Source organism: Streptococcus thalassemiae (assembly GCF_903645285.1).
In the GTDB taxonomy this organism is placed as follows: domain Bacteria; phylum Bacillota; class Bacilli; order Lactobacillales; family Streptococcaceae; genus Streptococcus; species Streptococcus thalassemiae.
On the sequence record NZ_CAHJXN010000003.1, the window covers coordinates 157,760 to 178,396 of the forward strand.

Annotated in this window: 22 protein-coding genes and 1 tRNA gene; 15 read left to right on the forward strand and 8 right to left on the reverse strand. The window is 40.1% G+C overall.

Annotation, left to right across the window (positions count from 1 at the left end):
- Position 1 precedes the first annotated feature (1 nt).
- From trpD to trpA, 5 genes are read left to right on the forward strand one after another with little or no spacing between them, the layout of a single operon-like run.
- On the forward strand, positions 2-1,006 hold the full coding sequence (gene trpD / locus HWX15_RS06000) for an anthranilate phosphoribosyltransferase (RefSeq protein ID WP_175880534.1): 1,005 nt from the start codon (positions 2-4) through the stop codon (positions 1,004-1,006).
- Entirely contained in the window at positions 1,003-1,770 is a 768-nt protein-coding gene (gene trpC, locus HWX15_RS06005; protein WP_175880535.1) for an indole-3-glycerol phosphate synthase TrpC, read from the forward strand. The genes trpD and trpC overlap by 4 nt, the downstream gene beginning before the upstream one ends.
- On the forward strand, positions 1,757-2,356 hold the full coding sequence (locus HWX15_RS06010) for a phosphoribosylanthranilate isomerase (RefSeq protein ID WP_175880536.1): 600 nt from the start codon (positions 1,757-1,759) through the stop codon (positions 2,354-2,356). The genes trpC and HWX15_RS06010 overlap by 14 nt, the downstream gene beginning before the upstream one ends.
- The gene (gene trpB / locus HWX15_RS06015; RefSeq protein WP_175880537.1) at positions 2,334-3,557 is read left to right on the forward strand and encodes a tryptophan synthase subunit beta; all 1,224 of its coding nucleotides are present in this window, start codon (positions 2,334-2,336) and stop codon (positions 3,555-3,557) included. Before HWX15_RS06010 ends, trpB begins: the two co-directional genes overlap by 23 nt.
- Positions 3,550-4,326, forward strand: coding sequence for a tryptophan synthase subunit alpha (trpA, locus tag HWX15_RS06020; protein WP_175880538.1), 777 nt, complete (start codon positions 3,550-3,552; stop codon positions 4,324-4,326). The genes trpB and trpA overlap by 8 nt, the downstream gene beginning before the upstream one ends.
- Here the strand turns inward: trpA and HWX15_RS06025 are convergent.
- Positions 4,298-4,957 (reverse strand): prepilin peptidase, encoded by a 660-nt coding sequence (locus tag HWX15_RS06025; RefSeq protein ID WP_175880539.1) that lies wholly within the window; start codon positions 4,955-4,957, stop codon positions 4,298-4,300. The genes trpA and HWX15_RS06025 overlap by 29 nt on opposite strands.
- A 70-nt stretch (positions 4,958-5,027) precedes the next feature.
- Between HWX15_RS06025 and HWX15_RS06030 the strand changes: the two genes are divergently transcribed.
- Positions 5,028-5,483, forward strand: a complete 456-nt coding sequence (locus HWX15_RS06030) for a GNAT family N-acetyltransferase (RefSeq protein ID WP_175880540.1) — start codon at positions 5,028-5,030, stop codon at positions 5,481-5,483.
- Positions 5,484-5,521: 38 nt separating this feature from the next.
- Here the strand turns inward: HWX15_RS06030 and HWX15_RS06035 are convergent, their stop codons facing one another.
- The 7 genes from HWX15_RS06035 to HWX15_RS06065 all read right to left on the reverse strand — a co-directional run bounded on the left by HWX15_RS06035 (position 5,522) and on the right by HWX15_RS06065 (position 11,488).
- A complete protein-coding gene (locus HWX15_RS06035) occupies positions 5,522-6,268 on the reverse strand; it encodes a hypothetical protein (RefSeq protein WP_175880541.1) in 747 nt (248 codons plus the stop codon).
- A 123-nt stretch (positions 6,269-6,391) separates the two neighbouring features.
- On the reverse strand, positions 6,392-7,270 hold the full coding sequence (locus HWX15_RS06040) for an SDR family NAD(P)-dependent oxidoreductase (RefSeq protein ID WP_175880542.1): 879 nt from the start codon (positions 7,268-7,270) through the stop codon (positions 6,392-6,394).
- 1 nt (position 7,271) lies between these two features.
- Positions 7,272-8,108: an alpha/beta fold hydrolase gene (locus HWX15_RS06045; protein ID WP_175880543.1), complete on the reverse strand. Its 837-nt coding sequence runs from the start codon at positions 8,106-8,108 to the stop codon at positions 7,272-7,274.
- Between the two features lie 13 nt (positions 8,109-8,121).
- Complete coding sequence (locus tag HWX15_RS06050) at positions 8,122-9,126, reverse strand: NADP-dependent oxidoreductase (RefSeq protein ID WP_175880544.1); 1,005 nt, start codon at positions 9,124-9,126, stop codon at positions 8,122-8,124.
- A 92-nt stretch (positions 9,127-9,218) separates the two neighbouring features.
- A complete protein-coding gene (locus HWX15_RS06055) occupies positions 9,219-9,650 on the reverse strand; it encodes an Rrf2 family transcriptional regulator (protein ID WP_049523912.1) in 432 nt (143 codons plus the stop codon).
- A gap of 229 nt (positions 9,651-9,879) precedes the next feature.
- Positions 9,880-9,952, reverse strand: a tRNA-Lys gene (locus HWX15_RS06060).
- 264 nt (positions 9,953-10,216) lie between these two features.
- A complete protein-coding gene (locus HWX15_RS06065) occupies positions 10,217-11,488 on the reverse strand; it encodes a replication-associated recombination protein A (RefSeq protein WP_175880545.1) in 1,272 nt (423 codons plus the stop codon).
- Positions 11,489-11,603: 115 nt separating this feature from the next.
- On the opposite strand from HWX15_RS06065, the gene HWX15_RS06070 reads away from it, so the two are divergent.
- Genes HWX15_RS06070 through HWX15_RS06110 form a run of 9 tightly spaced genes read left to right on the forward strand, consistent with a single transcriptional unit; the run spans position 11,604 to position 20,623 of the window.
- On the forward strand, positions 11,604-12,074 hold the full coding sequence (locus tag HWX15_RS06070; protein ID WP_049531867.1) for a DUF3013 family protein: 471 nt from the start codon (positions 11,604-11,606) through the stop codon (positions 12,072-12,074).
- Between the two features lie 35 nt (positions 12,075-12,109).
- The gene (locus HWX15_RS06075; protein ID WP_175880546.1) at positions 12,110-13,594 is read left to right on the forward strand and encodes a DUF262 domain-containing protein; all 1,485 of its coding nucleotides are present in this window, start codon (positions 12,110-12,112) and stop codon (positions 13,592-13,594) included.
- Positions 13,576-14,667, forward strand: coding sequence for an AAA family ATPase (locus HWX15_RS06080; protein WP_175880547.1), 1,092 nt, complete (start codon positions 13,576-13,578; stop codon positions 14,665-14,667). The genes HWX15_RS06075 and HWX15_RS06080 overlap by 19 nt, the downstream gene beginning before the upstream one ends.
- A 1-nt stretch (position 14,668) precedes the next feature.
- Positions 14,669-15,427, forward strand: a complete 759-nt coding sequence (locus HWX15_RS06085) for a hypothetical protein (protein WP_175880548.1) — start codon at positions 14,669-14,671, stop codon at positions 15,425-15,427.
- A gap of 30 nt (positions 15,428-15,457) precedes the next feature.
- The gene (gene prmA, locus HWX15_RS06090) at positions 15,458-16,408 is read left to right on the forward strand and encodes a 50S ribosomal protein L11 methyltransferase (protein WP_175880549.1); all 951 of its coding nucleotides are present in this window, start codon (positions 15,458-15,460) and stop codon (positions 16,406-16,408) included.
- 1 nt (position 16,409) lies between these two features.
- Positions 16,410-17,153 (forward strand): 16S rRNA (uracil(1498)-N(3))-methyltransferase, encoded by a 744-nt coding sequence (locus HWX15_RS06095; protein ID WP_175880550.1) that lies wholly within the window; start codon positions 16,410-16,412, stop codon positions 17,151-17,153.
- Positions 17,154-17,163: 10 nt separating this feature from the next.
- A complete protein-coding gene (pepF, locus tag HWX15_RS06100) occupies positions 17,164-18,960 on the forward strand; it encodes an oligoendopeptidase F (protein ID WP_175880551.1) in 1,797 nt (598 codons plus the stop codon).
- A 28-nt stretch (positions 18,961-18,988) separates the two neighbouring features.
- Positions 18,989-19,771 carry a deoxyribonuclease gene (locus HWX15_RS06105; RefSeq protein WP_175880552.1) on the forward strand — a complete coding sequence of 261 codons (783 nt, stop codon included), beginning with the start codon at positions 18,989-18,991 and terminating at the stop codon, positions 19,769-19,771.
- Between the two features lie 60 nt (positions 19,772-19,831).
- Positions 19,832-20,623, forward strand: coding sequence for a DUF2785 domain-containing protein (locus HWX15_RS06110; RefSeq protein WP_175880553.1), 792 nt, complete (start codon positions 19,832-19,834; stop codon positions 20,621-20,623).
- Positions 20,624-20,637 lie beyond the last annotated feature (14 nt).

Consider the following 20,637-nt stretch of genomic DNA (forward strand, 5'->3'; position numbering starts at 1 on the left):
GATGAAAGAGATTATTGAAAAACTAGCAAAATTTGAAAATTTATCAGGTGTGGAAATGACGGATGTCATTGAGCGTATCGTAACTGGGCGTGTAACGGAAGCGCAAATTGCTTCTCTCCTTTTGGCTCTTAAGATGAAGGGGGAAACACCTGAAGAACGCACAGCCATTGCCCAAGTCATGAGAGGGCATGCCCAACACATTCCAACTGAAATTCATGATGCCATGGACAACTGTGGTACAGGTGGGGACAAGTCTTTCAGCTTTAACATCTCCACAACTGCAGCTTTTGTCTTGGCTGGTGGCGGTGTTCACATGGCAAAACATGGTAATCGCTCGATTTCTTCTAAATCTGGTTCTGCAGATGTCCTCGAAGCCTTGGGCATCAATCTTGACCTCAAACCAGCTGAACTAGGTAAGGTCTTTGATAAAACTGGAATCGTCTTTCTCTTCGCTAAAAATATGCACCCAGCAATGAAATACATCATGCCAGCTCGTTTGGAACTAGGAATTCCAACAATCATGAACTTGACTGGTCCCCTGATTCATCCAATGGCCTTGGAAACACAGCTTCTTGGAATTAGTCGTCCAGAATTGCTAGAAAGTACAGCTCAGGTTTTGAAAAATATGGGTCGTAAACGTGCTATCGTGGTTGCTGGGCCAGAAGGATTGGATGAAGCTGGTTTGAATGGAACAACCAAGATTGCACTTCTTGAAAATGGCGAAATCACCTTGTCAAGCTTTATTCCAGAAGATTTGGGGATGGAGCGCTACGCTATCGAAGATATTCGTGGAGGGAATGCTCAGGAAAATGCAGAAATTTTGCTTAGCGTTCTGAAAAACGAAGCAAGTCCATTCTTGGAAACGACAGTCTTGAATGCTGGTCTTGGTTTCTATGCTAATGGTAAGGTAGATAATATCAAGGATGGAGTTGCCTTAGCTCGTCAAGTGATTGCTAGTGGCAAGGCCCTTGAAAAACTCAGACTGTTACAGGAGTACCAAAAATGAGTCAGGAATTTTTAGCACGAATTTTGGAGCAGAAGGCGCGTGAGGTCGAGCAGATGGAGCTGGAGGAAATCCAGCCCTTGCGTCAGACCTATCGCTTGGCTGACTATCTAAAACAACACCAAGACCGTCTACAGGTAATCGCTGAGGTCAAGAAAGCTAGCCCTAGTCTGGGAGATATCAATCTTGATGTGGATATTGTGCAACAGGCCCAGACTTATGAAGAAAACGGAGCAGTGATGATTTCTGTTCTGACAGATGAAGTTTTCTTTAAAGGACATTTGGATTATCTGCGAGAGATTTCCAGTCAGGTACAGATTCCGACGCTTAACAAGGACTTTATTATCGATGAAAAGCAAATCATCCGCGCTCGTAATGCAGGTGCAACAGTCATCCTGCTCATTGTGGCCGCCTTGTCAGAAGAACGCCTCAAGGAACTTTATGACTATGCGACAGAGCTTGGTCTGGAAGTCTTGGTGGAGACTCACAATCTAACTGAACTAGAAGTGGCTCACAGACTTGGTGCTCAGATTATTGGGGTTAATAACCGCAATTTGACCACCTTTGAAGTTGACTTGCAGACCAGTGTAGATTTGGCTAAACATTTTAAAGATGATTGCTTGTACATTTCTGAATCTGCTATTTTCACAGGGCAGGATGCGGAACGAGTAGCACCATACTTTAATGGAATTTTAGTTGGGACAGCTCTTATGCAGGCAGAAGATGTAGCCCAGAGAATCAAGGAGTTGCAGATTGACAAAGGTTAAGATTTGCGGACTATCGACCAAAGAAGCGGTAGAAACAGCCGTGTCAGCAGGAGCAGACTATATCGGTTTTGTCTTCGCACCTAGTAAAAGACAGGTGACTTTGGAAGAGGCTGCTGAGCTGGCAAAACTTATTCCTGCCGATGTCAAAAAGGTTGGTGTATTTGTTTCACCAAGTCGGGCTCAACTGCTAGAAGTCATTGAAAAAGTTGGCTTGGACTTGGTTCAAGTTCACGGTCAGGTGGCAGATGATTTGTTTGAGAATTTGCCTTGTGCCAGTATTCAGGCTGTGCAGGTGGATGGAGAGGGTCATGTGCCCAATTCTCAGGCAGACTATCTACTCTTTGATGCCCCTGTGGCTGGGAGTGGCCAGACCTTTGACTGGGCTCAACTGGATACGACGGGACTAGCACAGCCCTTCTTTATTGCAGGTGGGCTTAAGGAAGACAATGTAGTAAAAGCAATTCAACACTTTACTCCCTATGCAGTAGATGTATCGAGCGGAGTGGAGACAGATGGACAAAAAGATCATGAAAAGATTAGAAGATTTATAGAGAGGGTAAAGAATGGCATATCAAGAACCAAATAAAGATGGATTTTACGGAAAATTCGGTGGACGTTTCGTCCCAGAAACATTGATGACAGCAGTTTTGGAGTTGGAGAAGGCTTATCGTGAAAGTCAGGCAGACCCAAGTTTCCAAGAGGAATTAAACCAACTCTTACGTCAGTATGTGGGACGTGAAACTCCCCTTTACTACGCAAAAAACTTGACCCAGCATATTGGCGGAGCCAAGATTTATCTCAAACGTGAAGACCTTAACCATACAGGGGCCCACAAGATTAACAATGCCTTGGGACAAGTTCTTCTGGCTAAACGCATGGGTAAAAAGAAAATTATCGCTGAAACAGGTGCTGGTCAGCACGGTGTGGCAACTGCAACTGCTGCAGCCCTCTTTAACATGGAATGTACCATCTATATGGGTGAGGAAGATGTTAAACGCCAAGCCCTCAATGTCTTCCGAATGGAGCTTTTGGGAGCTAAGGTTGAGGCAGTGACAGACGGTTCGCGCGTGCTCAAGGATGCGGTCAATGCAGCCCTTCGTTCATGGGTAGCTAATATCGATGATACCCACTATATTCTTGGTTCTGCCTTGGGGCCTCATCCATTTCCAGAAATTGTTCGTGACTTCCAAAGTGTCATTGGTCGAGAGGCTAAACAACAGTACCGTGACTTGACAGGTCAAGATCTGCCAGATGCCCTAGTAGCCTGTGTTGGTGGTGGTTCTAATGCCATCGGTCTCTTCCATCCCTTTGTAGAAGATGAGTCTGTAGCTATGTATGGAGCTGAAGCGGCTGGACTTGGTGTAGACACAGAGCACCACGCAGCTACCTTGACCAAGGGGCGTCCTGGTGTTCTTCACGGTTCTCTCATGGATGTACTCCAAGATGCTCATGGTCAAATTCTTGAAGCCTTCTCTATCTCAGCAGGATTGGACTATCCTGGTATCGGTCCAGAACATTCTCACTACCACGATATCAAACGTGCCAGCTATGTCCCTGTGACAGACAAAGAAGCCTTGGAAGGATTCCAACTCTTGTCTCGTGTGGAAGGGATTATCCCAGCCTTAGAATCTAGCCATGCTATCGCCTTTGCAGTGAAATTGGCCAAAGAACTTGGACCAGACAAATCCATGATAGTCTGTCTATCAGGTCGTGGGGACAAGGATGTGGTCCAAGTCAAGGACCGCTTGGAATCAGATGCAGCAAAGAAGGGAGAAGCTCATGCCTAAGACATTAACAGAAAAATTAAATGCTATCAAAGCAGCTGGAAAAGGAATTTTTGTTCCCTATATCATGGCTGGAGACCATGAGAAAGGTTTGGATGGTCTAGCTGAAACAATCCACTTTTTAGAAGATTTGGGTGTCTCTGCAATTGAAGTGGGCATTCCCTTTTCAGACCCTGTTGCAGATGGACCTGTTATCGAAGAAGCAGGCTTACGCAGTCTAGCTCACGGAACGTCTACTCAGGCTTTGGTTGAAACCTTGAAAACCATTGAAACAGAGGTTCCGCTGGTCATCATGACCTACTTCAACCCCCTCTTTCAGTACGGTGTGGAGAACTTTGTCAAAGATTTGGCAGATACAGCGGTTAAGGGCTTGATTATCCCAGACCTGCCTCATGAGCATGCCAACTTTGTGGAGCCCTTTTTAGCAGACACAGACATCGCCTTGATTCCCCTAGTTAGTTTGACGACAGGAATTGAGCGTCAGAAAGAGTTGATTGAAGGGGCAGAAGGATTTGTCTATGCGGTTGCCATCAATGGGGTGACAGGGAAATCAGGCAATTATCGTGCAGACTTGGACAAGCACTTGGCACAATTGCATCAAGTGTCCGATATCCCAGTCTTGACAGGTTTTGGAGTATCTAGTCAAGCCGATGTAGAACGCTTCAATGCGGTGTCAGATGGCGTTATCGTCGGTTCAAAAATCGTAAAAGCTCTCCATGAAGGAGAGCCGATTCAGGACTTTATCAAACAAGCAGTAGCTTACCAAAAATAATCACGCAAGCAGCGAGTAAGAGGAAAGGCACAAAAGGAAGTCTTTCCTTTTTCTTTTGCAGGAGAAAAGCTAGAATTCCCGTCGCAGAAGCAAACTGAATCAAGATCAGTAACTCCGTTACGCTAAAGACGAGAGCACAAGAAGCTAAAAAGAGGAAATCCCCTGCGCCCATGCGAATATCGATAAAATGAGCCAAAATTCCAAGAGCAAGGAAGAAAATCATGACCAGATTCCAGCCAGAGCCGGCCATTAGGATTAGGTGGAAAGTCATCCAGACCAGTAAGGGATATTCCTGATGGCGAAAGTCGTAGATGCCCAAGGTCAAACCAGCAATGATTAGGATGACTTGACTCAAGGAAAGTAATTCCCAAGACCAAGCCAGAAAGATAAGCCCTAAGCCTAGTTCCAAAAGGGCATACCAGATAGGATAAGTAGCCTTGCAGTAGCGACAGCGAAAGCGATTGAAGACCTGAGAGAGAATCGGAATCAAATCTAAGGGACGCAAGCGAGTCTGACAGGAATCGCAGTGACTGGCTGGACTGATAATGGATTGCTCTGGAAAACGGTCAATAACCAAACCAAGAAAGGAAGCGAGAATGCTCCCGACAAGAAAAAAATAAAAATCAATCATACTTATCTATTCGTAAAAAAATGGGAGAAGTAGTATAATGGAGAAACATAGATAAGATGGTGAGGCAAAGATGACAATTCGTTTTGAAGAAAAGGTGAGCACAGAAAATGCTCAGCTCGTATGCCAATGGTCCAACTCCCTAGGCAAATCATTTCAAGAACAATGGATGGGACCAAGGATTTCATTTCCCTTGACAATTCAAGTTTTGCAAGAGTTGGAAGGAATCTTTTCTATCTTTGATGGACAAGAGTTTGTGGGGCTTATCCAGAAAATCAGGCTAGAAGACAGTAATCTTCATATTGGAAGATTTTTTATCAACCCCCAGAAACAGGGGCAAGGCTTAGGTAGGCAGGCTTTAAGGAAATTTGTTAGTTTGGTCTTTGAAAATGGAAACATAGATAGTATTTCTCTAAATGTCTTCGAGGCAAATCAAGTAGCCAAGCACCTTTACCAAAAAGAAGGATTTGAAATCGTTCAAATGGTTGAAGCACCTGAACGGAAATATATTATGAAGAAGGGGAGATAGGAAGCAAAAAAGCCTTTTTGTCTAGTCTAATTGTTTAGTTATTTTTTTCGATGATTCATATCTAAATCTTTTAATAGTTTCCCAGTTAAGTGAAGAGTTTTATCCTGTTTACAGTTTGTTATAATATCAAAAAGTTCCTTTGATATTTCTTTAAAAATTTTCTTTGATTCATCAGTTTGAAGTCTAGGAGATGTTTCTTTGGCTACATAGTAAGCATGATTGTCTCCAACAGTTATTAAACTCAGAATTTTATTAGCAATATTCTCATCGAAATAGTATGGTTTGAAAGAATCTCCTTTTTCTTTCATAGGTAAAAACGACTCGGTTTCATCACCTATACAAGTATAAAGTTTCTTTTTATTATGTTCAGTCAAATTACCATCATAGCAATCTGGCAAGTGATAATTCTTTATTTTGGGATTAAAGATTTCAGGAAGTATTTCTTTGTTTCTTTGCCCTTTTTCAGGCCACTTGTATAGTTCTTTGGCTTTTATAATTGTGTCAATTTCCAGGATTTCCTTATTATTTTCATCCTTAGCTTTAGATACAAATACAAAATAAACTTCCTCTTTTTCCTCTTTGGTTTCAATCCACTCTCTGACATCTTTACTTAGAGAAACATTTGTATGACAAAATGTATAAAGAAAATTATCATTCCAAATGAAGGGATCTTCATTGTGTTTCCCAGATTTAAATTCATCAAAACTAATTTCATATTCCTTATTTTCGATAGATAGAGTTTTCTTTTCTCGTTTAGGGTGCCCAATGATAATAATATGTTTCATATTTCCAACTCCTTTATTGGCAATAAATTAGATTTTAAGATGTTTCATTTTTATTGTGGGAAGATTTACTTCGTTTTCTCCTGAAATTGAGTTCCTTCCCAGTCTTCCTCTTGTATTAAATTTCTAATCAAACTCAACATATTTCTGTTTAAATAACTCAATTTTATCATTACAGTAATTGATTAAATCTTGAGCTTTCTCAAAAGTATAGCCTTTTTCAGATACAGATTTTACTTTCTTCTCATCAAAGTAGTAGCCAGTCAAACCAGTGATTTCTTCTGATAATGTAAGATAGTAGCCTGTTTCAATTCCCTCGTCTAGATTTTTGGAAAATGACTTTATCAAGCGTCCGAAGAGAGACTTTTTCGTCTTTTTATCACTGGAATCATTCCCTAAGTTGGTTGAAATTAAGCCAGGATGGTAAGAATTGATGGTGATGCTTGAACCTTTTAGAAAGAAGTCTCTGGCCAGATAGCGTGTCATCCAAATAGTGTAAAGTTTGGAATTATTGTAGGCCAATCCTGGATTATAGCTGTTCTCAAATCCAAAGTCTAAATCCTTGACCTTGGCAAAATGATGCATATAGGAAGAAGTATTGATAACACGAACGTCAGACGCTTTTTCTAACAAGGGGCTTAGCTCAGTTGTTAAAATATAAGGAGCCAGAACAGATAACATAAAAGTCAACTCGACATTTTCAGCACTCGCTTTTCGTTCTTTTCCAGCATAAAGGCCTGCGTTGTTAAACAAGACATCAATACGTTGAAAGTCTCGCTTGATTTCCTCCACAAATCGATAAACATCATCTAATTTTGAAAAATCTGCAAGGTAGCTAGAAACTCTGCCTCTCAAGGAAACTGTCCGAACCTCTTGAAGCGCCAGCTCAAGTTTTTGAGGATTTCGACCATGGAGGATGACCTGATACCCTTGGCTGGCAAATTTCTTTGCCAAATGTTTACCGATACCGTCAGTAGCGCCTGTTATTAGAATGGTTTTGACCATCTTAGTCCTCCAAGAAAGCTTTTAATTCTTTTGAAAACTCCTCTGCATATTGGAAGATTGAACCGTGGCCAGCATTTGGATAGATGATAAGTTTACTATTTTCGATTTTTTCATGCATATCATAAGAATTTTCCGTTGGAACCTGCATATCCTTATCCCCGTTGACGATTAAGGTTGGTTGGGTGATAAATGTTAGGTCGTCCTGAGAATCTTTCCCCCACCGTTTAATGGCTTTGAGCTGGGTCAAAAATCCCGGTACCTTCATGTCTTTGTCCGCAAATTCCTTGGTTCGCATTCCCATTCGTCCGAGAACTTTCAAGGCTTCGATTTTTCCTTGTTCATCATGATTATAGAAGATATAGCGTTTAGGATCGATGCGCTCGAGTCCCGCTTTAAACATATAGTTAAAGGTTTTCCCTGTGACCTTATCGACCTCTTTTCCACCTCGAGGTCCTGTTCCAGCCAAGATTAAACGATTGACTAGAGTGGGATTTATTCTGATGATTTCTTGGGCAATCATACCTCCCATAGAAAGGCCAAGAAGATTGATTTTATCGTAACCAATCGCTTTTACAAAGTCAATTGTCTGCTTAGCCATTCCAGGAATCGTCGGAGCAACTTTGCCCTGACTGTCTCCTACTCCAGGAAAATCGACTACAATGACATGGTGTTTTTCAGCAATCAAGTCTAAGAGTTTAGGATCCCAGTTATCGAGAGTTGCTGCCAAATGGACCAGCATCAGAAGAGGTAGTTTTGATTTGCCTTTACTAAGTTCGCGATAAGCGATTTTGTTCCCGTCGACTGTGATGTATTGATTTTTTGTAGTAAGATATGACATTGTGTTTTCCTTTTTATTTCTTAAAGCTGAGAACTGTTTTTCCACGAGAGCGACCGTTAGCAACCTTGTCCAAAGCGTTATTTACCTCTTCAAATGGATAAACTGTATCGATAGAGGGTTTGATTTCTAATTTACTAAAGAGGTCAGCTACCTCTTGTAATTGAGCGCCATTGCTTTCTACAAAGATAAAATGGTAGTGAACGCCGTATTTTTCCGCCATCTTATCAAATTTGCGACCTGCCAAGCCAAGAATCATCTGTTTCCATTTTGGTAGGTTCATGCGTTTGGCAAAGGCACCGTTTGGCATGGCACGAAGTGAAACAAGATGACCACTTTTTTTCATGATAGACATTTGTTTTTCAGTTTCAGCTCCACCGAGAGTATCGAGGACATAATCCACCTGGCTAACAGTTTTTGTATAATCCTCTGTTTTGTAATCGATAAATCTATCTGCTCCGAGGTTCAATACACGCTCAGCACTATCTCCAGAACCGTTGGTAATGACCTTCAAACCTTTGGCCTTGGCAATCGGAATGGCCATTCCACCGACACCTCCAGTCCCACCAGAAATAAAGATCGTTTTCCCAGCTTGAGCGCCCATGAGGTCAAGAGCCTGCAGGATTGTCAAGGCAGTCAAAGGTACAGCAGCGGCTTCTTCGTCTGACAGATAGTCTGGAACCTTGGCTAAGGCTTGGCTATCGACAGCTACGTATTCTGCAAAGGCGCCGATATGATCAAGTGGCAGACGGCCAAAGACACGGTCTCCTAGCTGAAAGTTGTTAACTTGCTTGCCAATGCTTTCAACGATTCCAACCACTTCATTACCTGCAGTTTGAGGAAGTTTGTAAGGAACAATCATCTTAACCTCACCACGAGAGATCATGTTATCGAGAGGATTAACACCGGCTGCGGTGACTTTGATTAAAACTTCTTTGTCTGTAATACTTGGTTTAGCGATTTCTGTGATGTTCAGTGTGATATTATTTTTGTTATAAGTAGTGTGTTGTGCGGCTTTCATGTAATTTCTCTTTTCTTTTTTAATATAATTCAATAGACTTGTATTTGATACAAGTTCATGTTGTTTACAGTAAAAACTGACTTGCTATCAAATCAGTTTCGGACTTGTTTGGCTTGTTTATATAGATTGTCAATGACATCTTCTAAAGTTTGATTTGCTAATTCCTTCTCTAATTGAGATTCGGCACTAGCGAAAAGCGGTGAAACTGCTCCTTGGATATGTTTTCCAACGGGACAATCGGGATTACTATTTTGATGAACAGGGAATAAACTAATGTGATTGATTTCTTGAGTAGCATAGTAGATCTCTAGTAAAGTCATTTTCTTTGGAGACTTACTGAGTTGATAGCCTGTTTTTCCTTGCTGGGAATGAATCAAATCTGCATTTTTTAATAAGGCAATCACTTTTCGAATGTAACTAGCGTTAGTCCCAACACTAGTAGCCAATGCCTGAGAACTTAATGTATCCTTGCTTTCACTAATCATTGTTAAGATATGCAAAGCAACTGAGAATTTTGTATCCATCTGAACTCCTTTTTAATAAACATGTATCAGATACAAGAACAAGTATATCAAAAATAAAAAGAAAAGCAAGACTTTTGTTTTAAATTTATTAAAATTTTGAGTGCAATTAGATTAGAGTTGTCTGGAAAGGGTGTTTACAAAATTATATCTTTACTATCCATTGGTTGACCAAAAGTAGAACAGATACGAAAAAAAGCCTTTACTCAAGGCTTTTCCTGTTGTATGTAGATGCCCCCTACAGGGATCGAACCTGTGACCCACGGATTAAGAGTCCGCTGCTCTGCCAGCTGAGCTAAGGAGGCAAAGAAAAAAGCTGTATTGGTGCCGAAACTTCACGGTTTGTATTGAACCCGCGCAATTAAGCAGGTGGGCAACTCGCTCTAACTGAAGCTGTTTCCGTGTGAGACGGCCTACATGCTGTTAGAAGACTTTTGTTTCCCTAATAATACAAAAAATAGTCGGTCAACACTTAAGTGTGAAGTCGTACACCACAGCGTTTCTATGTTTATATGATACCACTTTTTCAAAAAAAATCAAGAGGAAAGTGCAATTTTTTGAAAAGGATTTCAGATTTTTCGCAAATGGTCGATAGCTTCCTTTCTTTGAGCCAAAGCACGTTCATATTTACCAGTATCTTCTGCTTGGAAATAGTGATGATTACGAATTTTTTCTGGCAGATAGTCTTGCTTGACCCAATTTCCAGGATAGTTGTGTGGATAGAGATAGTCTTGGGCATTCCCTAGTTCCTTGCTTCCACTGTAGTGCCCATCACGCAGGTGTCGCGGAATAGGCAAGTGCCCTGATGTTTTGAGATCGGCAAGCGCCTTATCCATAGCTACATAGGCTGAGTTGGATTTTGGAGAAAGGGCCAAATCAATCACGACATTGGCAATGAGAATGCGGGCTTCTGGGAATCCAATCCTTTGTGCAGCATCCAGAGCAGTCACGGTGTGAATCTGGGCTTCAGGATTGGCCAAACCGATATCTTCATAAGCGATAACAGTCAAACGACGAGCGAGACTTGGCAAATCACCAGCCTCAATCAAGCGGGCAGCATAGTGAAGACTGGCATCAACATCTGAGCCACGGATAGACTTTTGCAGGGCTGAGAGAACATCGTAGTGACCGTCTCCATCCTTGTCCATGGTAATGTAGCTCCGCTGCAGGCTATTTTCCATGATGTCTAGAGTGATATGGCGGATGCCCTCGTCATTCTCAGGGGTAGAGAGAACTGCCAAATCCAGTGAGTTGAAGGCAGAACGAAGGTCTCCGTTTGTAGAAGTTGCGATGAAATCCAGCGCATCCTCATCTAGTTCTACTGGAAAATCAAAACCACGCTCAGGGTTATTTAGAGCTATCTGAAGAGCTTCTTTGACGTCTTGGTTAGACAGAGGTTCCAACTCAAAAATTTGAACACGGCTACGAATGGCAGGAGTGACAGAAAAGAAAGGATTTTCAGTCGTAGCCCCAATCATGATAACCAGTCCACTTTCCAAAAGTGGCAGGAGGAAGTCTTGCTTGGTCTTATCCAGTCGATGAATCTCGTCTAGCAATAGGACGAGACCACCAGAGAATTTAGCCTCTTCCGCAATTTCTTGCAGTCGCTTTTTACTATCAACTGTCGCATTGAAAGTTCGAAAGGCATACTTGGTCGTTCCAGCGATGGCTGAGGCGATACTGGTCTTGCCGATTCCCGGAGGTCCATATAGAATCATGGAAGACAGACGGTTGGCTTCCACCATGCGACGGATGATTTTTCCTTGTCCGACCAGATGTTCCTGACCAATGACCTGATCGATGGTTTTAGGGCGCATGCGAAGCGCGAGATTGTCTGGCATAGCAGTCCTTTCTAACGTGGATTTTCTGATGTATATGTGGTAAGATGGTAGTATCTATTTTAGCATATTTCCGAGCAATCGGGGCGATTTAAGAGTCGCATAGAAAGAGGACAAAATGGCAACATATGGATTTTTAGATGTTTTAGAGGAAGAGTTGGAGAAGAATTTTCCCTTTGACTTTGAGATTAGTTGGGACAAACGCAACCACGCGGTTGAAGTGAGTTTTTTATTGGAAGCGCAAAACGCTGCAGGTGTGGAGATGGTGGATGAAGATGGAGAGGTTTCATCAGATGACATTCTCTTTGAAGAAGCAGTGCTTTTTTACAATCCTGCCAAATCAACAGTCAATGCAGAAGACTATTTGACGGTCATTCCTTACCTACCTAAAAAAGGATTTTCTCGCGAATTTTTAGCTTATTTTGCGCTATTTCTTAAAGATACTGCCGAGGTTGGACTAGATGCCCTCATGGACTTTTTGGAAGACCCAGAAGCAGAAGAATTCGTCATGGAATGGAACCAAGAAGTCTTTGAAGAAGGAAAAGTTGGCTTGGAAGAGGGAGAGTTTTATCCTTATCCGAGATATTAAATAATAAAAAATAAAGCCAAAAAGGAGAATATATTATGAAAGAACAACAGATTTTTGATAAATTAAATGAAAAATTTGTAGGCTATGACATTCGGAGAAGTCATGAAATTAGTAAAGATAACCATAATCATTTATTTGTAGATTTTGCTATTTTCCACTCTGAGAAGCCATTTGTAATATTGGAGTATAAAGAAACGTATAAAAAAGATAATGATATACTAGAGCGTATCGAATCGTATTTTCAAGTTCCAGCGTTCGTTGTGGTAATCGAAGATGGAGAGTTATTCTTTTATAAGTCTCTTAATGAGGAGCCATTGAATTTTATTGAGTTTCAGGAATCACTTCAAGAACTAACCATTGAAAAAGCGGAAAATAATTTTTTAGGAGTTGAAAATACAGAGGAAGAGATTACAGAGGATATTAGTAGTCCGTTTAACCCAGAAGATATCAGCATACAACAACAGTTGCTGTCGGTTAAATATTTGCATGAACTTCATACGGAAGATGCAATCAACTTAAGTCCAGATTTTCAACGCGGCTATGTTTGGAAAGAGAACAAGAGAAAATCACATTTAATTGAATCATTAATGTTAAGCATACCTATACCTGCATTTTACTTGTATGAAACTGGTGCGGATAGCAGTGAAGATTATGAATTTTCTGTTATCGATGGTCAACAACGCTTAACAACCATTTTTGATTTTTTAGACGATAAGTTTCGGTTATCTTCATTAGAGTATCTGGGTACTCCATACAACGGAATGAAATTTTCGGAACTTCCTCCCAAAATAAAAAGTCGAATAAACAGAACACAATTATCTTTGAATATACTTAGTTATGATTCTCCACACCGAATCATTTATGATATTTTTAAACGAATTAACACAGGAGGTAAAGCTCTTAATAATCAGGAAATGAGAAATGCAGTAAGTACAAATAATACTAGAAAATTATTGAATTTATGTACAGAATCTGAAGAATTTCTATCTGCGACTAACAGACGTGTTAAAACATTGAGATTAGATCATCATGAATTAGTATTGAGATTTTTTGCCTTTTATAGAATCTATGATTTTGAAGAAAAAAAAGTAAATTATCAGAATTCTAACATTGTTGATTTATTAAATGATGAAAATGAAAAGTTGAATAAGATAATTTCTCAAGAAACCCTTAGTCAATATTTAGAAATTTTTAAAAATTCAATGAGTAGATGTTTTGAGTTATTTGGGGATAAAGGATTTGTGAAGCTTAGCTATAATGAAGAGATAGAACAGTATGAATATTCTATGTTAATTAACAAACCACTTTTTAGTGCCTTTAGTGTTATTTTAGCAAATAGAAAATATGAAGAGTATAACTTTAAAAATTACAGTCATATTGCCCTAGCTAAACTCTCGCAAAAATTAAAAGATCCTAATAATTTTATGTCTATATCAACTTCAACGAACAGTAAAAGTAAAGTAGAAAATTATTTTAGAATGTGTCAGGAGGTTATTGACGAATGTCTATCAGAAATATAAAAATTAAAAATTATAAGTGTTTTCGAGATGAAAGTATAGATTTATCCAAGTTGACAGTATTAACTGGTAGAAACTCAGCTGGTAAATCTTCATTTATTCAAAGTCTTCTATTATATGAATTAGCTGGAGAAAAAAAGAAAATTTATACAAATAATGTATGTGGTTTAAATTTAGGTTTACCGTCTAAGTTAATTAATTTTACTGATAGTAACCTAGACATAGATAGTAGTGGACAGGAATTTCAAATTGCTATTGATGATACAATTTCTAAATTCTCTATTGAAGAGGAACGTTTTTCTGAAAATTACTTATCAACGGTAGCAAATGAAAGAAATGAGAAAACATTTTATTATATCAACGCTGAAAGGTTTGGCCCTAGAGTTTCGCAAATGATTGAAAAAACAGATGTAGAAGATGTAGGAAGTTTTGGTCAGAATACGTTGTTTGTTTTGGAGAGAGTTAATGTTAAGTATAGAGCTTTAAAATTTCCGACAGTAATGAAAAAGAGCAATGGTGGATTTAAAAATGAGTGTGAGTATTGGGTAAATAAAATTATTGATGATGTTCAATTTGAAGTTTCTGTCAATGATGACTTAGGAGTGTCTTCATTGAGGTTTAAAGAAAATGGAATAGATGTATTACCAACTAATGTTGGTTTTGGGATATCCTATATTCTTCCAATCATAGTTCAAGGGCTTTATTTATCGGTATTAAATAATGAAGATAAAAAAGAGAGAGTGCTCATTGTTGAGAATCCAGAGGCACATTTGCACCCGTATGGACAATCTCAAATTGGACAATTTTTAGCTGAATTAAGCCATAAAGGTGGGGTCCAGGTAATCGTTGAAACACATAGTGATCATGTAATTAATGGTATGAGATTATATAGTTTAAGACAAAAGTGTGTTGAATCCGATTTTAGATTATATTATTTTAATAAACAAGATGGAAGACATGAAATAATTTCTATCGGAGTCAATGAATCAGGAGAAATTATTGATTGGCCAAAAGGTTTCTTTGATCAAGCTAAAATTGATTTATTTGAAATGATGAAACATAGATTAGGAAGATAGAATGAAACATAAGATTGGTGAATTGTATGTACATACTCCTAGTGATTTTGGAGCGATTACAATGGAGAGTGACTACTCTATTTATTTGAAGGAGAATATTGAAAATTCTTCTTGTAAAATTCCCGATGAATATTATTGTGCGGAAGATGAAAATAGGAACCTCATAATTAATGTATCAAATGAATTTCTTAATCTTCTGTTACCAGAATTATATAAAAATATTGAAATAAGAAGTCGAAAAACATATAAAGAAATTGAGAGTGATTGTTATTATAAATTTTTAACAGATAGAGAGATAAAAAATTCAGTAATTAATGATGCGGAAGCAATGGAACTAGAAAAAGAGTTCATATTATCGATGCCGATGAGTGAATTTGAATCAACGCTCAAAATGCCTTATTTTGATAATTTTTTATTAGCAGAGGAAGATTTTGAGTTTGAATTTGTTAAAGGTTATTCAGCAAAGGATTATAAACAAGAAATCATACGAGTTTTATATGATTTGAATGATTTTTGTTATGGTAATAAATTAGATTCATTTATTGGACATAGAAATGAATTAATTAATAGTTTAAAATCTTCCGTAGCAAATTGTTCAGGCATGGGAAGTGGAGAGATAAAAGAAAAATATAAAATTGGAAATCATCATTATATAATGCATTTTAAATTATTTCGACCTGATAGTAGTGTGCGTATATATTTCGATTTTAATGAATCAGCTAATAAGATTGTTTTGGGAAAGATTGGATATCACTTATAAGTAATTTAGGATTTTAGAAAGAAGATTATCATGGAAACATGGCAAGAGTTAAAAGTTACAGTGAAGCGTGAGGGGGAGGAGTTAGTTTCCAATCTCTTGATTGAGTTGGGTGCTCAAGGTGTTGCGATTGAAGACAGCATGGACTATGTGGGAAATGTGGATCGTTTTGGTGAGATTTTCCCAGAGGTTGAGCAGCAAGAAGAAATCGTTGTGACAGCCTACTACCCTGATACGGTTGATGTGGCAGTGGTTGAGGCGGACTTACAGGCTCGCTTAGCAGAATTGACAGACTTTATGGATTTGGGTGAGGTCAAGATGGGGACGACTGCCTTGGCTGAGGAAGACTGGGCAGACAACTGGAAGAAATACTATGAACCAGCTCGCATTACTCATGACTTGACTATCGTGCCGTCGTGGACAGACTATGAGGCGACTGCGGGAGAAAAGATTATCAAGCTGGATCCAGGTATGGCTTTTGGTACGGGAACCCATCCAACTACTAAGATGAGTCTCTTTGCCTTGGAGCAGGTTCTTCGTGGTGGAGAAACAGTGCTAGATGTGGGGACTGGTTCAGGAGTTCTTTCTATTGCTAGCTCGCTTCTGGGTGCCAAAGAAATTTTTGCCTACGACCTAGATGATGTGGCAGTTCGGGTTGCTCAGGAAAATATTGAGCTAAACTCTGGCATGGAAAATATCCATGTAGCAGCAGGAGACTTGCTTAAGGGAGTTGAGATTGAGGCAGATGTGATTGTAGCTAATATCTTGGCGGATATCCTCATTCATCTGACGGATGATGCTTATCGTTTGATCAAGGATGAAGGCTACCTCATCATGAGTGGGATTATCAAGGACAAGTGGGACATGGTGCGCGAGTCGGCTGAGTCAGCTGGATTTTTCCTCGAAACTCACATGGTTCAAGGGGAATGGAATGCCTGTGTCTTTAAGAAAACCAAGGATATTTCCGGTGTGATTGGAGGCTAGCATGCAGCAGTATTTTGTCAAAGGCAGTGCTATCTCCCTTGTTACCATCGAGGACAAGGAGACCTGCAAGCATATGTTTCAGGTTATGCGCTTGAAAGAAGATGATGAGGTTACTTTGGTCTTTGATGATGGTATCAAGCGCTTGGCGCGTGTGCTAAATGTGGAAAACCGTCAGTTTGAGTTGGTCCAAGAATTAGCTGACAATGTGGAACTGCCAGTTCAAGTGACCATCGCATCTGGCTTTCCCAAAGGAGACAAGCTAGAGTTCATCACTCAAAAAGTGACGGAACTCGGAGCTAGCCAAATCTGGGCCTTCCCTGCCGATTGGTCGGTCGCCAAGTGGGATGGCAAGAAATTGGGTAAAAAGGTTGAAAAACTAGAAAAAGTTGCCCTTGGCGCGGCAGAACAAAGTAAGCGTAATCTGGTCCCAAATATTCAGCTTTTTGAGAAGAAAGCAGATTTTCTAGCCCAACTTGACCAGTTTGACCGCATTGTAGTGGCTTATGAAGAGTCGGCTAAAGAAGGTGAAGCCGCTGCGCTCTTACAAGCGGTCTCTGGTCTTGAAACAGGAGCTAAACTGCTCTTTATCTTTGGACCAGAAGGCGGGCTCTCACCTGCAGAAATTGAGAGTTTTGAAGCTAAGGGAGCCGTCTTGGCAGGACTTGGTCCTCGTATCTTGCGAGCAGAAACAGCGCCGCTTTATGCTTTATCAGCCCTTAGTGTTTTATTAGAATTAGAGAAATAAGAGGAAGAAAATGGAACAAAAACACCGTTCAGAATTTCCAGAGAAGGAACTTTGGGATTTAACAGCCCTATACCAAGACCGTGAGGATTTCTTGCGTGCAATCGAGAAGGCTCGTGAAGACATCAACCAATTTAGTCGTGATTACAAGGGCAATCTTCATACTTTCGAGGATTTCGAGAAGGCCTTTGCGGAATTGGAACAAATCTACATTCAGATGAGCCATATTGGTAACTATGGTTTTATGCCTCAGACGACAGATTATAGCAATGACGAATTTGCTAACATTGCCCAAGCTGGGATGGAATTCGAAACAGATGCCAGTGTAGCCTTGACCTTCTTTGACGATGCCTTGGTGGAAGCTGGTGAGGAAGTTTTGGATCGTTTGGGTGAATTGCCACATTTAACAGCTGCCATTCGTCAGGCAAAAATCAAAAAAGCCCACTATCTAGGGGCTGATGTGGAGAAGGCCTTGACCAATCTCGGTGAAGTTTTCTACAGTCCGCAGGATATTTACACTAAGATGCGTGCTGGGGACTTTGAAATGGCTGACTTTGAAGCCCGTGGCAAGACCTACAAAAACAGCTTTGTTACCTATGAGAACTTCTACCAAAACCATGAGGATGCTGAGGTTCGTGAGAAATCCTTCCGTTCCTTCTCAGAAGGTCTTCGTAAGCACCAAAATACGGCTGCAGCAGCCTATTTAGCCCAAGTCAAGTCTGAAAAACTATTGGCAGATATGAAGGGTTACGACTCAGTCTTTGATTATCTTCTAGCTGAGCAGGAAGTGGACCGTGCCATGTTTGACCGCCAGATTGACCTCATCATGAAGGATTTTGCGCCCGTTGCTCAGAGATATCTCAAGCATGTTGCCAAGGTCAATGGTCTTGAAAAGATGACCTTTGCAGACTGGAAATTGGACTTGGATAGCGCCCTGAATCCTGAGGTAAGTATCGACGATGCCTATGACTTGGTCATGAAGTCCGTAGAACCTTTGGGACAAGAATATTGTCAGGAAGTTGCTCGTTATCAAGAAGAGCGCTGGGTGGACTTTGCTGCCAATAGTGGCAAGGATTCTGGTGGCTATGCAGCGGACCCATATCGCGTGCATCCATATGTCCTTATGAGCTGGACAGGTCGTTTGAGTGATGTCTATACCCTGATTCATGAAATTGGGCATTCTGGTCAATTTATCTTTTCTGACAATCACCAAAGTTACTTCAATGCCCATATGTCGACCTATTACGTCGAAGCGCCATCAACCTTCAATGAATTGCTTCTCAGTGATTACTTGGAGCACCAATCTGATGACCCACGTCAAAAACGCTTCGCCCTTGCTCACCGCTTGACAGATACCTACTTCCATAATTTCATTACTCACCTCTTGGAAGCAGCCTTCCAGCGTAAGGTGTATACACTGATTGAAGAAGGGGAGACCTTTGGAGCAAGCAAGCTCAACAGCATTATGAAGGAAGTTTTGACAGATTTCTGGGGAGATGCCATTGAGATTGACGATGATGCAGCTTTGACTTGGATGCGCCAAGCTCACTACTACATGGGCTTGTATAGTTACACTTACTCAGCAGGACTTGTCATCTCGACAGCTGGTTACCTTCATTTGAAACATTCAGAAACTGGAGCTGAGGACTGGCTCAATCTCCTCAAATCAGGTGGTAGCAAGACACCGCTTGAGTCAGCCATGATTATCGGAGCAGATATTTCAACAGACAAACCCCTCCGTGATACCATCCAATTCTTGTCTGATACGGTTAATCAGATTATCGCCTACAGTGCCCAGTTGGGAGAGTAAAGATTGGACAGAGTTTTAGGAGAATAATATGAATAGAATCAAAGAATGGCTAGAGCAAGATCCCAAAAGAATGCTTTTTATCAAAATAGGCCTAGTCTTGTTGGGAATCATTTTATTGATTGCTCTACCTACTCTCTATCTTGTTTTGAGTGGAGTCGGTATTTGGTATTTTGTAAAGAAAGCACCAGATATTCGAAAAAGAAATTTAATGATAGGGCTTTTCATTGTTAGTTTTGTTGCAGTTGCTCTCCAAAACCCAACTGTTACAAAGAAAACTTCATCTTCTCAGTCAGAAACTAAGCAGACTGTGACATCTACTGCTTCGACATCTTCAACGACGGATACTTCATCTAGCATAGAGGAGGCGAAACGAATCGAAGACGAGAAAAAAGCTAAAGAAAAAGCAGAAGAAGAGAGAATTGCCAAAGAAAAAGCTGCAAATGAGTTGCAAGAAAAAGGTGAAACCTTAGTCAAACAATTGGAAGAAAGTCAAGATGCAAGTCAAGTGAAGTTTGCTAAAGAAACAGTTAATCAGATTGAAAATAATGATAAAAAGACAGAGTTGCTTGATAGAATAGGTGCAGTTGAGTCTTTAATTTCTCAAAAAGAAGAAGAGAAAAGAATTGCTCATGAAGCTGAGACTAGAGCCCAACAGCAAGATAGAATTGTTTACGTCGCTAAGAATGGGCAAGCGAAAGTATATTGGTATAACAAAGATAGAATGCCGTCAAATACTAATAAAGCTAACGTTGTTGAAATGACAGAGACCGATGCAATTGCTGCAGGAAAAACCCCATCTAAAAAAGAATAAGACAGAAAGTTATCTTGGGTTGTATTTTTGAACAGCTGCTAGAAATATAGAGGTATTGCCATGTATCAAGAGTTACTCAGAAAAATAGCAGAAGAAAGACCAAGTTATCATGATGAAGAAATCCAGTGGTTGCTTGACCATTTGGGAGATCCATCTCCAGAGATTCGCGATGACCTTGTTTTTACAAGCTTTGCTAGAGGAATTCAGGAAGAGCTATTTACACAGGAACAATTTCAGTTCATTGCTGAGGTGGTCTCAGCTGATGGAGGACTAGATAAAGAGATTGATATGGTAGGTCTACCAACACTTGAACGTTCTTTTAGGGCACTTGTTTATGCAAACCTCTTGTCTGCAGATGTCAACCAGCAATCGATTTTTTATCAGGGATTAAAGGCAGAAATTCGCAATGTCCTTTTAAATCAAGGTTTGTACTATCTTTCAAAAGAAAAAGACACGACAGGTTTTTCAAGTCAGTATGGTTGGGTTCACGCTTTTGCACATGGAGCCGATTTACTGACAGAGGTAGTTTGTCATCCAGACTTTCCTAAAAACAGAGTTCATGAAGTATTTGACATACTTGGCCAATTATTTAAAAGAATTACCATTCGTTTTACAGATGACGAAGATTGGCGTTTAGCCAGAGTGCTTTATGAACCGATTTTACAAGGGAAGTTGGAGCAAGAGCAAGTAGCTTCTTGGATAAAAACGGTTGATTTTCCGATAGAAGAAAGGGAAGATTTTTACAAATTTTCCAACTTCAGATCCTGTCTGTTAGAAGTCTATGTCCAACTTGACCAGAGAAATAGTTTACAAGATGACTTGAAAGAAGCTATCCAATCTTTTCAATACTAGGGATTAGCTAGTAG

Excerpts from the sequence above, each read along its gene's own strand:
- trpB (WP_175880537.1), top strand. The coding sequence starts at position 2,334 with ATGGCATATCAAGAACCAAATAAAGATGGATTTTACGGAAAATTCGGT.
- trpC (WP_175880535.1), top strand. The coding sequence starts at position 1,003 with ATGAGTCAGGAATTTTTAGCACGAATTTTGGAGCAGAAGGCGCGTGAG.
- HWX15_RS06110 (WP_175880553.1), top strand. The coding sequence starts at position 19,832 with ATGTATCAAGAGTTACTCAGAAAAATAGCAGAAGAAAGACCAAGTTAT.
- HWX15_RS06045 (WP_175880543.1), bottom strand. The coding sequence starts at position 8,108 with ATGTCATATCTTACTACAAAAAATCAATACATCACAGTCGACGGGAAC.
- prmA (WP_175880549.1), top strand. The coding sequence starts at position 15,458 with ATGGAAACATGGCAAGAGTTAAAAGTTACAGTGAAGCGTGAGGGGGAG.
- HWX15_RS06040 (WP_175880542.1), bottom strand. The coding sequence starts at position 7,270 with ATGGTCAAAACCATTCTAATAACAGGCGCTACTGACGGTATCGGTAAA.
- HWX15_RS06105 (WP_175880552.1), top strand. The coding sequence starts at position 18,989 with ATGAATAGAATCAAAGAATGGCTAGAGCAAGATCCCAAAAGAATGCTT.
- HWX15_RS06030 (WP_175880540.1), top strand. The coding sequence starts at position 5,028 with ATGACAATTCGTTTTGAAGAAAAGGTGAGCACAGAAAATGCTCAGCTC.
- HWX15_RS06035 (WP_175880541.1), bottom strand. The coding sequence starts at position 6,268 with ATGAAACATATTATTATCATTGGGCACCCTAAACGAGAAAAGAAAACT.
- HWX15_RS06075 (WP_175880546.1), top strand. The coding sequence starts at position 12,110 with ATGAAAGAACAACAGATTTTTGATAAATTAAATGAAAAATTTGTAGGC.
- HWX15_RS06080 (WP_175880547.1), top strand. The coding sequence starts at position 13,576 with ATGTCTATCAGAAATATAAAAATTAAAAATTATAAGTGTTTTCGAGAT.
- trpD (WP_175880534.1), top strand. The coding sequence starts at position 2 with ATGAAAGAGATTATTGAAAAACTAGCAAAATTTGAAAATTTATCAGGT.
- HWX15_RS06095 (WP_175880550.1), top strand. The coding sequence starts at position 16,410 with ATGCAGCAGTATTTTGTCAAAGGCAGTGCTATCTCCCTTGTTACCATC.
- HWX15_RS06050 (WP_175880544.1), bottom strand. The coding sequence starts at position 9,126 with ATGAAAGCCGCACAACACACTACTTATAACAAAAATAATATCACACTG.
- HWX15_RS06070 (WP_049531867.1), top strand. The coding sequence starts at position 11,604 with ATGGCAACATATGGATTTTTAGATGTTTTAGAGGAAGAGTTGGAGAAG.
- HWX15_RS06025 (WP_175880539.1), bottom strand. The coding sequence starts at position 4,957 with ATGATTGATTTTTATTTTTTTCTTGTCGGGAGCATTCTCGCTTCCTTT.
- HWX15_RS06055 (WP_049523912.1), bottom strand. The coding sequence starts at position 9,650 with ATGGATACAAAATTCTCAGTTGCTTTGCATATCTTAACAATGATTAGT.
- pepF (WP_175880551.1), top strand. The coding sequence starts at position 17,164 with ATGGAACAAAAACACCGTTCAGAATTTCCAGAGAAGGAACTTTGGGAT.
- HWX15_RS06085 (WP_175880548.1), top strand. The coding sequence starts at position 14,669 with ATGAAACATAAGATTGGTGAATTGTATGTACATACTCCTAGTGATTTT.
- trpA (WP_175880538.1), top strand. The coding sequence starts at position 3,550 with ATGCCTAAGACATTAACAGAAAAATTAAATGCTATCAAAGCAGCTGGA.
- HWX15_RS06065 (WP_175880545.1), bottom strand. The coding sequence starts at position 11,488 with ATGCCAGACAATCTCGCGCTTCGCATGCGCCCTAAAACCATCGATCAG.